The sequence below is a fragment of the Nostoc cf. commune SO-36 genome (assembly GCF_023734775.1).
GTDB classification, from domain to species: domain Bacteria; phylum Cyanobacteriota; class Cyanobacteriia; order Cyanobacteriales; family Nostocaceae; genus Nostoc; species Nostoc commune_A.
Window position 1 is genome coordinate 5,054,597 of record NZ_AP025732.1, and the last position, 14,469, is coordinate 5,069,065.

Below are 14,469 nucleotides of genomic sequence, written 5' to 3' on the forward strand. Positions count from 1 at the left end.
CTTTTTATATTCTCGGTAAGTTAACAGTAATAATTTGTACTGTTCTGGGTAATTAAATTCCAAATACGACTTTCAATTGGCGCAGGCTGAGTAGAGTCAATGACCACATCAATCACGAACGGAGCGATCGCCACCATTGCTTTTTCTAGAGCAGCCTCGATGTCAGTCTCTCTCTCGACACGGATACCATCGGCTCCCATCCCGCAAGCAATATTGACAAAGTTGGTCTGTGGAATTTCTGCATCTACACCTTGGAAGCCCAACATTGCCATCCCCCGATCGCACATATTGTAGTGTCCGTCATTAAGTACTATCCAGACAACTGGAATTTGGTACTTCACAGCTGTGCTGATCTCATTATTCATCAGCATGGCACCGTCACCAACAATGGCGATCGCTTTACCACCACGAGCTAGTGCCGCACCGACAACGCCAGTAGTAATATGCCCCATAGACGCGAAACCGCTACAGTTTCGGTAACGATGTGGCTTGGCAAACCGCAGCATATAATTTCCCCAAGCAGAGGAACTGCTGGCCTCGGTCATCACCAATACATCACTTCCCTCAACAATTAGTCTTTGAATAGCATCCATAAGCACTACGGGACGAACTTTCCCGTGTGTACGTGGATTGATTATACTGTGTTCAGGTCTAAGTAGCATCGGTTTTGTCAACTCAACAGAATGCTGCGAAAAGTGTTTCAACAGACCCTTTACAAACACTTTGATGTCAGACGGGATGGCAAAAGTTTCAGCAGATGGATATGCAGTTCCTGGAACTTCTGGGTCGATGTCAACGTGTAAAAAGCCTCGCAAGGGTACCATTATGGGGAGCAGGAATGATGTGCGTTCGCCTAAGCGTGTTCCCAGAACTAAAGTGCGTAAGGGTCGGTAGTCCTGCATATACCTAAAAACTGACTCATGCCCACCGAAGCCGGTGACACCGATAAACTGAGGATGATCTTCAGGAAAAATACCTTTAGCCCGTGGTGAACACATCACCGCAGCCCCTGTTCTCTCGGCAAGCTGACGAATTTCTTTTGCAGCACCCCGTGCCCCGAAACCGACCCAGATGACAAAGGGCCCCTCAGACAGTAACCGGACACATTCTGCGATTGTTTCTTCAGTTGCTGTTGCCAGACTCTGAGACAGAGTGACTCGTGGCAACAAAGTTTTTAGTGAACTTGTCTGGATATTTGTGGGAATACTTATATGAGCTACGAACCCTCCTGGTTGTTCTAGCCCAAGAACAAGCCTTCGAGAAACCTCTGTGAGTTCATCACTGGATTCGAGAGTAGTTGCATAATGGAATATTTGCCCGGAAGTAAAAATACCTGTGCTAGGCATAGTGTAAGTGCTAGTTTCTTGGCAAGCCCAACGTCCCCTTTGTGGTGCTGATGTTGAAGCTGACACCAGAATCACCTTAGCACCCTCCCAACGGGCAGCTAATAGCCCTGTTAAAGCGTTAGTGATCCCTGGCCCTGTGGTAGTGAATATCACAACTGGGCGATCGCTAGCAAAATGCGCCTCAATGGCTGCAAAAGCTGCTCCGGCTTCATGCCGAAAATGCAGCACCTGGATGGGACTTTGATGTAATGCAGCCCACACTGGCGCGATCGCGCCTCCCGAAACACCGAAGGCATATTGCACTCCCATATCTTTCAGGATTTTTACCACTGCCTCTGCTACCGAAAAAGTTACGGATAACTTGCTATCAAATAGCTGTTTAGTTGAGTTTAATGGTTCAGTGGTATTGGCTTGTGTATCCTGAAATTGAATATCCATAGAAACTATACTTAGGAATAATTGCCCCTGGGGAGTAATATTATCCCACACACTAAACCTAGTAATATCGTAATATCAATGTAATATCAATTTTTTTGGATAACGCCTACAAAAAAGTGATGAACTTCAATCAATATAAGGCTTTAACTTTCGATTGTTATGGAACCCTGATTGATTGGGAGAATGGTATCTTAGGAGTGCTAAAGCCACTTTTGCTGGCACACAACACTAATTTGGATGACAATCAAATTCTAGAACTTTTTGCTGAATTTGAAGCAGAGTTGGAAAAAGGAGATTATATCAAATATCGGGAAGTTTTGAAGGGAGTAGTCCAGAAATTTGGTGAACGATTTGACTTTGAGCCAACTGGTGACGAACTAAATTTACTGGCTGATTCCATTCAAAATTGGTTGCCTTTCCCCGATACAGTTAAGGCACTGAGAGCTTTAAAGCAAAAGTTTAAGCTGGTAATTATCTCAAATGTAGATGACGATCTCTTTGCTTTCTCGGCAAAGCACTTGCAGGTAGAATTTGACCAGATAATCACAGCAGAACAGGCAAAAAGCTACAAACCCTCTTTAAACAACTTTAGACTGGCTATTGAGAGAATTGATTTGCCGCTAGAGCAGATACTACACGTTGCTGCTAGTGTGTATCACGATATTGCTACAGCCAAGTCTTTGGGACTATCAACAGTCTGGGTAAACCGTCGAGGAAATCACAAAGGAGAATCAGCAGTAAGTCAGCCTGATTTAGAAGTGCCTGATTTGAAAACTCTGGCTGTTTTGAGTTCACCGAATTGAAGAAGAATTCAGAAGCCAGAATGGGCTAAACGCCCCGCTACCGCTAACAGGAGTCAGAATCAATGAGTGGGGGATTCAGACCCGCCACTCATTGACTCATTGTAGACCACCAAATTTTCAATTTGGTGGGGGTCTTAAACCCATTTATTCAGACGCGACTCGAAAATACTCGCTAACGCTACGCTATCGAGTACTCGCTCTAAGCGAAGCATCCCGAAGGGTATACGCTGCGCTATCCGCCAGTCGCGCAGAATTCATTCTGAATTCTGGCTCCTGACTCCTGAATTCTGTTTGATAATACTGGGCAATAAGTGCTGAGTGTCCAACACTGTTTCGATGAGGATTTGTTGTTACAAATGAAATAGGGATTGCAACATACATTGATTCTGCCTTAATCTGGAAAAACTACTACGCCAGTTTGACGGCACACTTGCCCTTCTGCCGATAAACTTGTTCAATAAAACACTTTGATAGCCTAAAACGATGAAAGCATCTGCTAATTTCGACTTTGAAGACGAGAAATTCAATGCACCGCCTTCTCAAGTCATACCCTGGTGTCAGATGATTAATCCTCGGTATGGCACAGATGGGATACAATCACACGGTTTGGCAATTAAGCTAGATAATGCTAATGCCGTCGGCTTTGTGCCGGATGATAATTGGCAGCAAGTGGAGCATGAATTTACCTCTGGAGTCGAAACAGTCTTTATTACCCCTACTCCACGCTTGGTTATAGTGCGTCGGGGGCCATTGTCTGTTAAAGACCGGGAAAGTGGTCTTAAACTTGGTACGCTCAAAGAGAATTATGATGCTTTTTTAGCCGACAAACTTAAATTTAAAACCTTTACTCGCTATCTAATTTTTATAGTGGGTGAAAATCAAAAGTTTTTACATGAATCACCACTACAACTAACACTTAATGGTGCTGCCGGAGCGAGTTTCAGCAAAACCTACTGCGAATATCAACAAGGCAAAGTAGCTAGTGGATTTGTCGCTGAACTAGAAAAAACTTATGCTATTTACCGCAAGCAACCTTTGACACCAAAAGGGCCATTGTTCCACGCTCACGGGATTTTTTGCCCGATTATTGAGTGTGAAGAAAGAGGGATTGAACCAAATACAGTTCTGGTAGCTTCAACCGTAGACTATAAACATCCCACAGTAGGGACTTTAACGCAATATTTAATTGCTTCCGATTCTCTTGAGTCTGCAATGATTTGCAAGACTTTTGAAGAATACAAAGATTTTGGCAAGGAACCTGTAAAATCAGAAACGCCTAAATTGGCAATGGCAGGAGTTTCCAACTCTTACGTTTATGCTGATGAAGATGATTTTGCTTATCCACCGTATTAGTTGGGATTGGGTACTAAAAATTTTAGATTTTAGATTTTGGATTTTAGATTGAAATTTAATCCAAAATTGAAAATCTAAAATCCAAAATTTAATTGCCCTATTCCTTAAGCAGCAAATAATATAGTGAACCATTACCACCTGTGATGCCAGCGCGATCGCCTGCTAGTTTACCAGACCCCATGAAATAATCCACCCGGCCCGGGCCTTTGATGGCGCTTCCTGTGTCTTGATCAAGCACAAAGCGGCTGACAGTACGCCTCTCTAGTTTGCCACCACTGGCAGGATAGGGAAATGAGTTATAAATCAGCGCTAGCGCTCCCGGTGGCATGAGAGACTTATCTGTAGCAATGGAACGTTCTGCTGTTACTGGCACATGAATACTACCAGTAGCTGGTCTACCGCTTGTTTCTTGGAAGAAAATAAATCGTTCCCAGCGTGGCAGATAATTGCTCAACTCTTGCGGCTTTCCCCGGAAATAACTAATTAGACGTGGCATTGTCAATCCTGCTAGTGGAAGTTTGCCATCTTTCGCTAGTTCTTTACCGATACTAGTCCAGGGGTAATCAGTTCCACCTGCGTAGCCAACTGATGTTGTTTTGCCATTAGTTAATTTGATTTGGGCAGAACCTTGGATATGTACCATGTATGCGTCTAAGCGATCGCGGAACCAAAGCAGTTCTAAACCGCGCAATTTGCTCTTATTCCCTTGTAAACCATCCTTCCCTTCCAAATCAATTCGTTTTGGGTGGGGTTTTGACCATTGGCTGAAATCAGGTGGTAGCCGATAAAGAGGATATTTATATATTGCAGTTCTGACACGGCTAGCGGTGTAAACAGGTTCGTAGTAAGCAGTGAACTTAACAGTACCGTTACCATCGTTGCCTACAGACTGGTAAAAGATAAACTCTCGGCGGACAGCCGCTTGTAATTGCGCTGCTGACTTAGAACTGAGAACCAGTTGGCGGAAACGTAGCAAACTCCGACGGACGCGATCAAGGGTAATTTCCTTCATCGGATAATTTTGATATGCTGCGATCGCCTCTTTTTTTGTTAGATAAAGCAGACTGTTATCAATGGAAGCCAACAGCGCCTTGCGATCGCCTCTTTTACCCCTTTGATCCCAAATTTGGTCATCCCATCCCAAACAATTCTGCTGAAGCGTACAATCGCTGCCGATAGCGATTGGTCTTAGCGGTGGCGTTATCTCAGGAGTAGTCGGTATTGGCAGGGGCAGTAAAATAGGAACCTGAGCAACAGCCGACCAAATAGGATTTACAACGGCAATTCCCAGACTTAAGGAAAGCAAAGCAAGGGTTTTTCTCATCATTTAGTTGAATCTTTCAACACTGGAACTAAAAACGGGTTCTACTCGGATTGCCACGATCCGAGAAGGGCGTATCACCATATATTCCCCTTGAATATTTTTGATCGGCACGCTAATAAAGTCATTAGAAGCAGATTTTGGCACAAGTTCGCTACTATACCACTTCTGAAACTCTTGAATAGTAGGAAAACGTACTTCTTCTCGGTGGCCGCTTTCCAATAGGAGGTATACGGCATATTCATTTGGAGTTCTAGCCATGAGGTTGAATCCTTTAAAAAACATTCAACCCATTGTTAACCACGTAACCCCCGAATGAAAAGGGTAAGCATACGGGAGGTGGGGAAGAGGCACGGGAAGAATAACTCCAATGCCCAATAACTCTTCACTCTAGACGACTAATCCTTTAACCAGTTCCTTAAAAAGTACAAATTTACTTTAGGGCTTGCTGAAATTAAATTATCCAATTTTAGAGCAAAGATGATGATCAGATTCTTCCTCACCTGCTTCCTCTGCTCGCCCTGCTTACACAGCGATGGGACATTTTTTAGTTGGAAGTCTCTTATACCAATTCTTTATGAAGCTGCATAGAATTCGATCCCCCCTAGCCCCCCTAAAAAAGCTATGGTGTACACACAAGTACTATCTGAAAGGGTTTCAGGCGTTATAGACCCCTTAAATTGTCATTACGAGCGCAGTGATAACGGAGCGTTCGCGTCAGCGTCTCGTAGAGAAGTAATCACATAATCCCGTGAGTTTTTGCGATGCATAACTCTCCAATTAACCTCTGATAAGTCATTGTCATTGTTGAACAACAGTTATTTAGAAGGCGAAAATTATGAAACTTTACTATCGTGGTCTGAGCTATGAATATGGCCCCAACAAAGTTGGCAGTAAAAAAACACAGCAGCCGTTTCGACCAACTCCTCAAATCGGGCCTGCTTATAATCTGATGTACCGTGGCATTAACTATTGTGTTGATCCAAATTCCAAATCAGCGGAAACTCCTCTAGCACCAGTAGCCCATAAATTGAGCTTTAGGGGAATCACCTATTTTGTAAATAAAACTCCACTAGGAGAAGTTAGCATAGTCTCTCAACCAGCAACTACTTTAAAAGTTGAGGCACTGCCGATTTCTAAGGAATTAAGGCTTGAACAATAATATTGCTGCAAGCCGATTTGGAGTCTAGGAGTCATAAACTTGTAGTAAAATCCTCAAAAACCTTGAAATTTAAGCACTACCTAGCTACTTCTAAAGTCTAAGAACAAAAATCAAAATCTTAAATCCCTCGTTGTGATTATTTCACATCGGTGACACGCCAGCTAAGTTTCAAATTAACCCAGAAATTCCAGATCGTAGCAACTGCGATCGCTATCAACTTAGCTAAATACTGATTTATCCCCAAGACATTATAGAGAAAGTTGATTATTAGAGCTTGTAATATAACTCCTGCTAAACAGATAGCACTGAACTTCAAGAATCGCTTGAAACGTTGATGCGGATTACGTTGCCTCTGAGAAATATCACCAAAAGTCCATAAATCATTCCATAAGAAATTATTTATGATTGCCACTCCGGCCGAAAGAATCGTACTACGAGTTAAACCTAAGTTAATCACAGTACGCAGCAAGTGAAACACCGTTAGATCCACAAATACTCCACTAAAGCCAACCAACCCAAACCGGAAGAATCGACCAACGGGGAAATTGACATTTCTCCTCAATTGTCCTACTCTCCCTGTAGAAAGTCGCAATCGCACTAAGTGGTGGATGTAATCTATGTATTGCTTCCATGTCACTTTACTCTCGCCCTCTTTACGTTCACGAAACACGTACCCAACCTCAGCAACTTGGTCTACCTTTCCCCGCCCAATTACTTCTAGGAGAATTTTGTATCCTACAGGATTGAGTGTTGCATTGGCGATCGCACTCCGGCGCACCATAAAATAACCACTCATGGGGTCGGAAACTCTGCCCACTACCCCCGGTAAAATCACCAAGCCTAACATCTGAGCGCCACGAGACAACAAACGTCTAACAACACTCCAGCTACTGACACCACCTCCGTCCACATGGCGGCTGGCTACTGCCAAATCTGCTCCCTGCTCAACGCTACGCAACAGCTGCGTCAGCACCTCTGGTGGATGCTGTAAATCTCCATCAATCACCCCCAACACGTTCCCCGTAGCTGCTTGCCACCCACGAATCACTGCTGAAGATAGCCCGCGTTCCTGTTGGCGACGCATCACCCGCAACTGTGGGTATTCTGTCATCAAGGATTGTGCTATCTCCCAAGTTCGGTCTGGGCTATCATCGTCTACCACTATTAGTTCATAGTTTCCTAGAATGGATTCATCTAGTAACTGACTCAATATGCTGACTACATTTTTGATGTTGTCACGCTCTTTATAAGTAGGAATTACTAGAGATAGATAGATAGATTCAGCACTTGTACTTGTATCATTAGGAGGCAACTCTGAAATCTTGAGTAGCCCAGTTGGTACTGTTAACAGTGAGCTGGATGAGTTTGTCTTCATGTTGCAAATTGCAGAACGAGGATGTGTAAAGTCTGTGGAACAGGAAGCTAAATATCTGCTGATTTTATTGGCTGAACTTAGTTACTCAAAATTTGAGTAGTACTTTTTTTACATTTACCTATTCTAAGAGTTTAGTAATTCCAGCAGTTCGATACCAGTATTTTCCCAAAATTAATATAAACTTTATATTTAGCAACTTATTTTTATAGTATTGTTTTGTCCATTATATGTTTTTCTAAAAATCAACTGATCTCTAAGCTAAATAAATCAAAAACATATAAGTTTTAAAGCCTATTATGGTTTTTTAATATTGATAAGTATAATCTTAATTGAATATAAAATATCTTAAAATTTGGTAATGTATTTTTCTCTTGATAAATAAATTTATAAACAAAAGATTCTCTAAGGTAAAAATATTTTTCTGATATTGTTGTTAAATCTTGTAAGAATAAACAAAGAACAAATTTCAATTACATGAACTTGTTGTAACTATAAAAAAACTTACTTGTGGAGGTGATGAGTTTTGAATTAATCAAACACCACAATACAGTTAATAATTTAAATTAGAAACTCCAAATTAAAGATATTTTAAGATAGTAGGACTTACGCACTGTACAAACGAATGATCTTGTGTATTAACGTAAATAGGTCGTTTCAGCCTTTTCCAAACCACCCTTTATTAGTTGCGATCGCAAAAAGATAGTTGAAAAATTTAGCTAAAAGCTTTGAAAAGCATACCTGTCATTTCGGCTTTTCTGTCAATGCGTAAGTCCTAGATAGAAAGAAGTGCCTGAAGCAGGTTAAGAGCGTTGGGGCAAGTTCAAAAAATTTAAATTTTGGCTGAAACCGAGGCTATGTCTAGCCGTACTGGTCTTAAACCCTTAAATTTATGATAAACTTAGCAAAAATTAACGAATTAAGGAATAAGTGTATATTAAGTAGATATTGTATTGTAAATATGTCAAAAGTAACACTATAAAATCCCCCATTAGGGCATTGTCAAAAAGAGAAAAGTTTTGTTTGTTATTAAAATGATGACGTAATTTTATTGCTTGATTTGGGTAAATGAACATCTAAAATACAGGTTAGATCATGCATATTCCTGATGGATTTGTTTCTGTTCCCGTGGCAGGCGCTACTGGTTTAGCAAGTGTGGCAGCACTATTTATTGCCTTCGGGCGATCGCAAGAGGCTTTTGGTACTCGTCGTGCGCCCATACTAGGGCTAACCACCGCTTTTATTTTTGCCGCCCAAATGATCAATTTTCCGGTAGCAGGAGGTACTAGTGGTCACTTGTTGGGGGGAACCTTGGCTGCGGTCGTTTTGGGCAGTCCTTGGGCAGGAACATTGTGTATCGCCACAGTTTTAATTATTCAAGCTGTGCTATTTGCCGATGGTGGCATTACAGCTTTGGGCGCAAACATTTTAAACATGGGAGTCATTGGTGTTTGGGTTGGCTGGGTTTTAACCGAAACCTTACAACGACTATTTGGAGGTTCAAAAGGACGCTTACCCTTGGCTGCTGGTATCGCAGCGGGTGTAAGTGTAGTGGTGGCTGCGATCGCTTGTGCCATCGAATTAGCTCTCTCAGGAACTGCACCCATAGCCATAGTTTTACCAGCGATGACTGGTGTGCATATTTTGATTGGCGTTGGGGAAGGACTGATTACCGGAAGTGTGCTGACTTATCTGGCCACCGCCCGGCCAGATTTGTTACCAGGGGAACAGCACGAGTTTCGCGGCTGGTCAGTGCCTGTTGTCACCATTTTCTTGATTGCAGGAGTGCTATCACTCTTTGCCTCAGCATGGCCTGATGGTTTGGAGAAAGTCGCCGAAAACACCGGCTTCATCGACTTAGCCGAGAAAGTACGGGTAATTGTGCCGACTCCCTTAGCTGACTATGGTATTGAGGGTTTGGGGCTAATTGGCACTAGTATCGCTGGACTGCTGGGAGCTGGGGTTTGCTTTGCTGTGGCCTTTGGAATTGCTAAGGTAGTGAAACCGAAGAATGCTTAAACTTTCCTTGCCGTTACGCTTGCAACTGTCTCTCGTAATTGTGGTGGGGGCAGCTTTATTAAAGCATCATGCTTGGTATGGACTAAGTGTATATGCCGCGATCGCCCTTTTATGGGCTTGCTTCTTGCGTGTACCAATTCGCCAATTAGGAGGATTACTCGGTACAGAATTGATTTTTTTGTCATTGCTAGCATTGCCCTTGGGATGGGAACGAGCCAGTTTTTTGCTAGTTCGTTCGCTGGTTTGTCTGGTTACTATGAATAGTTTTTTGTTAACCTTACCGCCCCACAGTTTCGGCATCGCCCTCAAAAGCTTACCCGTACCAGCACCTTTAAAAGAAAACTTGTTGTTAGCTGGACAATATATGGAAATTTTGCTCTCAGAAGTAACGCGGATGCGACGCAGCGCTCAATTACGCGGTCTGAATGGAACAGGGGGATGGTTGCGCTATGCCAGTGCTGCCATGATTGGAGCTTTGTATCTCCGTAGTCTAGATCGGGCAGAGCGAGTTTATGCGGCAATGGTAACTCGTGGTTACAACGGACAATTGCCCATAGATTCTAGCTTCAGACCAAAAGAACGTTTTGCCCTATTACTAGCTTGGGCGATCGCAGCTGTTGTTACCCTAACTTCTTACAAATATTGAGTTTGTAAATTTTGAAATCATTAACTTCCAATCCCCAAACATCAACCAGTAACCCCAACACAGCCGTGGTTGAGGTTGAAAACCTGGTGTATGCATATTCCCGCCAAGAGCCAGTATTACAAGAAATTTCTTTTACCTTGAAGAAAGGCGATCGCGTGGCATTGATGGGAGCAACAGGTTCTGGAAAAAGCACCTTGCTAGAGAACCTAATCGGCTTAAAACAACCGCAATCTGGGAAAATTGCCATTAGTGGCATTCCCGTAGAACCGCAAACTTGGCCCCAAGTGCGTCGTCAAATTGGCTTTAGCTTCCAAGATGCCAACGACCAACTATTTATGCCCACCATCCTGGAAGATATTACTTTCGGCCCACGTAACTATGGGATGTCACCAGCAGAGGCTAGCGATCGCGCCCGACAATTATTAGCTGATTTTGGTCTAGAAGCCTATGCTAATCGTTCCGCCCACGAACTTTCTGGTGGACAAAGACGCCTAGCCGCTCTAGCCTCAATTTTAGCCCTAGAACCGACAATTCTAATTTTGGATGAGCCAACTAACGGTCTTGATCCAGCATGGCGGCGACATTTGGCGCAGGTATTGTTAAAGTTACCCATACAGGTGATGTTAATTGCCTCTCATGACCTACATTGGTTGGGCAGAGTTACGCAACGTGCGTTGGTACTGTCTGCTGGCCGCATTCAAATAGACAGCGATATTCAGCCACTTTTGCAAGATGGTGCGACTTTAGACCAGTTGGGTTTGCCGATAGATTGGTAATTCCACCAGATGAGGGGGCAGCGAGAGAATACAAACTTAGCTCTTTCTCCCTGCCCCCTGCCCCTGTGCCTCTTTCCAGCACCCCATGCCCTCTACCTTATTTACCTTTTTTGCTCGTAATATTGGATACGATATTCTGGGCTTTATTGCTGGTGGGGTGTTAATGTCTGTTTTACATAAATATATGGTTATTGCTCCTGTTAGCCTGAGCATTGCTTTATTCATTACTAGTTGCAACGAAAATAAAGTCTCCCAGTGCCAGCGACTGATTAAAGTTGTAAATACTGGAACTTCTTTGATTGATAACAATAAGGGGACACAAGTCATAACCAGCATCCAGCTGTCTAAAGATTTAGAATTTGTGACTAAATCGATTAAAGAACTGAACTTAACAGACCCCAAGTTGAAAGAATTTCAAAGCGGTTTTGTCAAGATTTTTCAGAATCTCAGCCAAGCGATCGCTAAGGCAGGTAGGGCACTTGGTGCAACTAAGACAGCAGAGGCTTCGACATCTGGTAGAGAAAGAATTCAAAAGGCTAGAGCCGAAATTGATTCAACATTGACAACAGCAGCTACAACTGTTGGCAAGCAGTCAGACACGCTAGTAAATGAAATGAATAAGTATTGTCGCCAGCCAGAATAATCTATCTGGGGCATTGGGGATTGGGAACTGGGGGTTATTTTTTCTTTCCCTGCTTCCTCATCCCCACTTGCCACCGACACTGCGATCGCCTAATCAAATGTTTTAAGTCGCCTCAATCTCTCAACTCCAGCATTACAATTAAAAACAGTCCACCAGAAGTTATTCGCGGCGTTTTTTTTGCTCAGACTTCCTTTCGGTAGTAAATTTTACCTTAATGATTTTCTGGCTATACTAGTACAGCGTAAATAAACCACCTATTCTAAATCAATCAAACTTTTACTATGTATTAATTTTGACTTTTGACTTCCGCGTTGCGGCACTAGTAGCTTAAGCTGATTGATAAATCTTATCTGCCAGCAGGAAATATACAAAAACTCTAAGTTTTGGATATATATCAGTGTTTCTTGACTTTTAAGTGAGACAAAAATATTGTCTAATACTGGAGTAAATTAATTTTTTCGGAGACTACAAAAACTCGATAAATCATTGAATTTAGCACTAACACTACAGAGTGAATTTATATCAATCAAACATCTTCCGAGTAAGCACCTATGAAAGAAGAATTGATAGCCAGAGTTGTACAGGTCTTGCAAATTAATATGAAATGGATGACTTGGAATTTATTTCTGGCTTTTATACCTTTAGCTTTGAGTGTATGGCTATTTCGCTTTAAGCGTGGTGGCTCTTGGCTTTGGTGGCTAGGATTTTTAGTTTTCTATGCTTTCTTACCAAACGCACCATATTTGTTGACCGATGTAATTCACTTGATAGATGATATCCGTACCATTCAATCAGTATGGATGATTACTCTGGTACTCATTCCGGTGTATTTGTTAGTAATTCTCGGTGGATTTGAAGCTTATGTAATATCCTTAATTAATTGGGGTCACTACTTACATCGCATTGGTAAAAGCCAATGGATTTGGCGCGTTGAGTTGATTACACATTTTCTCTGTGCTGTTGGTGTATATTGGGGACGATTTTTGCGCTTCAACAGTTGGGATTTTATCACTCAACCTGATGCTGTACTAACCAAAGGGGTAGAAGAAATTCTTGGTAAACAGCCCCTAGTGATTATTGCTATCACCTTTGTGGTACTTGCCGGTTTGTACTGGATTATGAAACGAGTAACTTTAGGTCTGAGCCGACCAGACAGTAAAATAGGTATAAACTCAGGAAGCGCAAACTCTAATACGCCAAATATTTGATAGATGTTGGTTGGTTTTTGGAGTTTATTAATAAGCTAAACTTATCATTTTTCAAAATTATCAGCTTTTGCACTTTTCTCCAAAAACGGTATCACAAACTACTATTTTTTAGCGATCGCAAAAGTTTTCGGTCTACTGACATTGGGCCAATTAGTAGCGAAAGACTGCTGCAACAGGTGCTTCATCCGGCACTGCTCCTGGTTCAACGGCGTACACTGTTCCCCCATGAAAGATCGTTTGAATTGCTGCTGCATTCAGCAAATCTTCATCGCCCGGTTGAGCCTCATTGTGCCTTTCAATCTGCATTGAGTCCCGATCAAAATATCCCCATTTTTGCACACCTACCGGAACAAAAAGCTGTTCTACACGACCATAAAACGCGCCTTGAATAACTTCGTCCAAGTCGTTTGATCCTTTGCCAGTGGCTATCGACTCATGATAGTAATCAATCGCTTTTTGCTGGTCTACTTGAAATAGCGGCTCCACGATCGCCCAGGCTTCTGCATGAAGTTCTTGTGCTGTTCGCTCCTTTGTGTTGTGTTGAATTCCTTCTTCCACAATGAAATTGTAGGTATTCGCCTCTTGGTAAATCGGCAGTAAATAGTTAACCCCAGCTAGCACAAGTGGCGATCGACGATTGCGAAAGAAGTCATGCAAGCTTTTATCCACTAGATAAAAATATCGCAGCAACTCTTCTTTGACGTTTTCACGCCCGCCGCCGTGTCCGTGATAGGAACCACCCGCTTGCAAAGCTGAACGACCTGCGCCCGCGCCCTGGCGTCGCTGTTCATCTTTCGACGTTTCTTCGTCATACTGCAAGGCCTCATCCATACTCTTCGGCATGCCTTCGATTTCAACTTCACGCGTCATGCCATAACGATTGCCTTCCAAAAGCCGCACATCGCGCTGACCAAGCATGAGAATATAGAAGCGGTTATCTCCGCTCAACAGAGGAATTAACGGCTTGAGATGAAAGCTAGTGTTCACGACCACCAATTCAATCATGTCGATCGGCACACGATAGAAGCGGAAGAATCCTTCTGAAATGAATAAAGCTAAACCTCCGTCCTGATGCTGCCAAAAGTCATCTTCATCCAACATCATTGCCGGCTGAAGAAATTGCTCTGGATTAGCCGGAGGTGATTCATATTTTTCTAACGCTGCTTCCGCCTGCCGAATGAGATTCTTAAAGCGGACAGAGTTTTGTTGAATTTCTGACCCAAGCTGCGCGGTCGGCATGTAGATCGATACACATATCCCTTGCGGCTGTTCGACGAGTTCTTTCAGTTCTTCAATCGAAAGGAAGCTCATATTATTTATTAAGGTGAAATTAAAGAGAGGTAAAAGCAGGTTTTGCACATAACAATCGTAAAAAATTTTCC

At 42.7% G+C, this 14,469-nt stretch carries 13 protein-coding genes; 8 read left to right on the forward strand and 5 right to left on the reverse strand.

Annotated features, from left to right (window positions below; translation table 11 throughout):
* Positions 1 to 20: 20 nt before the first annotated feature.
* Positions 21 to 1,784, reverse strand: coding sequence for a ScyA-related TPP-binding enzyme (locus ANSO36C_RS22905; RefSeq protein WP_251956374.1), 1,764 nt, complete (start codon positions 1,782 to 1,784; stop codon positions 21 to 23).
* Between the two features lie 119 nt (positions 1,785 to 1,903).
* On the opposite strand from ANSO36C_RS22905, the gene ANSO36C_RS22910 reads away from it, so the two are divergent.
* Positions 1,904 to 2,587 carry a haloacid dehalogenase type II gene (locus ANSO36C_RS22910; RefSeq protein WP_251956375.1) on the forward strand — a complete coding sequence of 228 codons (684 nt, stop codon included), beginning with the start codon at positions 1,904 to 1,906 and terminating at the stop codon, positions 2,585 to 2,587.
* A 483-nt stretch (positions 2,588 to 3,070) separates the two neighbouring features.
* Positions 3,071 to 3,940, forward strand: a complete 870-nt coding sequence (locus tag ANSO36C_RS22915) for a DUF5895 domain-containing protein (protein WP_251956376.1) — start codon at positions 3,071 to 3,073, stop codon at positions 3,938 to 3,940.
* 97 nt (positions 3,941 to 4,037) lie between these two features.
* Here ANSO36C_RS22915 and mltA read toward each other — a convergent pair whose 3' ends face one another.
* Together mltA and ANSO36C_RS22925 are read right to left on the reverse strand one after the other, a co-directional pair.
* Complete coding sequence (mltA, locus tag ANSO36C_RS22920; protein ID WP_251960419.1) at positions 4,038 to 5,264, reverse strand: murein transglycosylase A; 1,227 nt, start codon at positions 5,262 to 5,264, stop codon at positions 4,038 to 4,040.
* Between the two features lie 3 nt (positions 5,265 to 5,267).
* Positions 5,268 to 5,522 carry a hypothetical protein gene (locus ANSO36C_RS22925; protein ID WP_190943372.1) on the reverse strand — a complete coding sequence of 85 codons (255 nt, stop codon included), beginning with the start codon at positions 5,520 to 5,522 and terminating at the stop codon, positions 5,268 to 5,270.
* 577 nt (positions 5,523 to 6,099) lie between these two features.
* On the opposite strand from ANSO36C_RS22925, the gene ANSO36C_RS22930 reads away from it, so the two are divergent.
* On the forward strand, positions 6,100 to 6,423 hold the full coding sequence (locus ANSO36C_RS22930) for a DUF4278 domain-containing protein (RefSeq protein WP_251956378.1): 324 nt from the start codon (positions 6,100 to 6,102) through the stop codon (positions 6,421 to 6,423).
* 136 nt (positions 6,424 to 6,559) lie between these two features.
* On the opposite strand, the gene ANSO36C_RS22935 is transcribed toward ANSO36C_RS22930, so the two are convergent.
* Positions 6,560 to 7,798, reverse strand: coding sequence for a glycosyltransferase (locus ANSO36C_RS22935; protein WP_251956379.1), 1,239 nt, complete (start codon positions 7,796 to 7,798; stop codon positions 6,560 to 6,562).
* Positions 7,799 to 8,890: 1,092 nt separating this feature from the next.
* Here ANSO36C_RS22935 and ANSO36C_RS22940 point away from each other — a divergent pair.
* From ANSO36C_RS22940 to ANSO36C_RS22960, 5 genes are all read left to right on the forward strand, one after another.
* Entirely contained in the window at positions 8,891 to 9,814 is a 924-nt protein-coding gene (locus ANSO36C_RS22940) for an energy-coupling factor ABC transporter permease (RefSeq protein WP_251956380.1), read from the forward strand.
* Positions 9,807 to 10,460 carry an energy-coupling factor transporter transmembrane component T family protein gene (locus tag ANSO36C_RS22945; protein WP_251956381.1) on the forward strand — a complete coding sequence of 218 codons (654 nt, stop codon included), beginning with the start codon at positions 9,807 to 9,809 and terminating at the stop codon, positions 10,458 to 10,460. Before ANSO36C_RS22940 ends, ANSO36C_RS22945 begins: the two co-directional genes overlap by 8 nt.
* An 11-nt stretch (positions 10,461 to 10,471) precedes the next feature.
* Positions 10,472 to 11,236: an energy-coupling factor ABC transporter ATP-binding protein gene (locus ANSO36C_RS22950; protein ID WP_251956382.1), complete on the forward strand. Its 765-nt coding sequence runs from the start codon at positions 10,472 to 10,474 to the stop codon at positions 11,234 to 11,236.
* Between the two features lie 163 nt (positions 11,237 to 11,399).
* On the forward strand, positions 11,400 to 11,879 hold the full coding sequence (locus tag ANSO36C_RS22955) for a hypothetical protein (RefSeq protein ID WP_190942174.1): 480 nt from the start codon (positions 11,400 to 11,402) through the stop codon (positions 11,877 to 11,879).
* Between the two features lie 551 nt (positions 11,880 to 12,430).
* Entirely contained in the window at positions 12,431 to 13,087 is a 657-nt protein-coding gene (locus tag ANSO36C_RS22960) for a DUF1361 domain-containing protein (protein ID WP_251956383.1), read from the forward strand.
* Between the two features lie 150 nt (positions 13,088 to 13,237).
* On the opposite strand, the gene ANSO36C_RS22965 is transcribed toward ANSO36C_RS22960, so the two are convergent.
* Positions 13,238 to 14,446 carry a baeRF3 domain-containing protein gene (locus ANSO36C_RS22965; RefSeq protein WP_251956385.1) on the reverse strand — a complete coding sequence of 403 codons (1,209 nt, stop codon included), beginning with the start codon at positions 14,444 to 14,446 and terminating at the stop codon, positions 13,238 to 13,240.
* Positions 14,447 to 14,469: the final 23 nt, after the last annotated feature.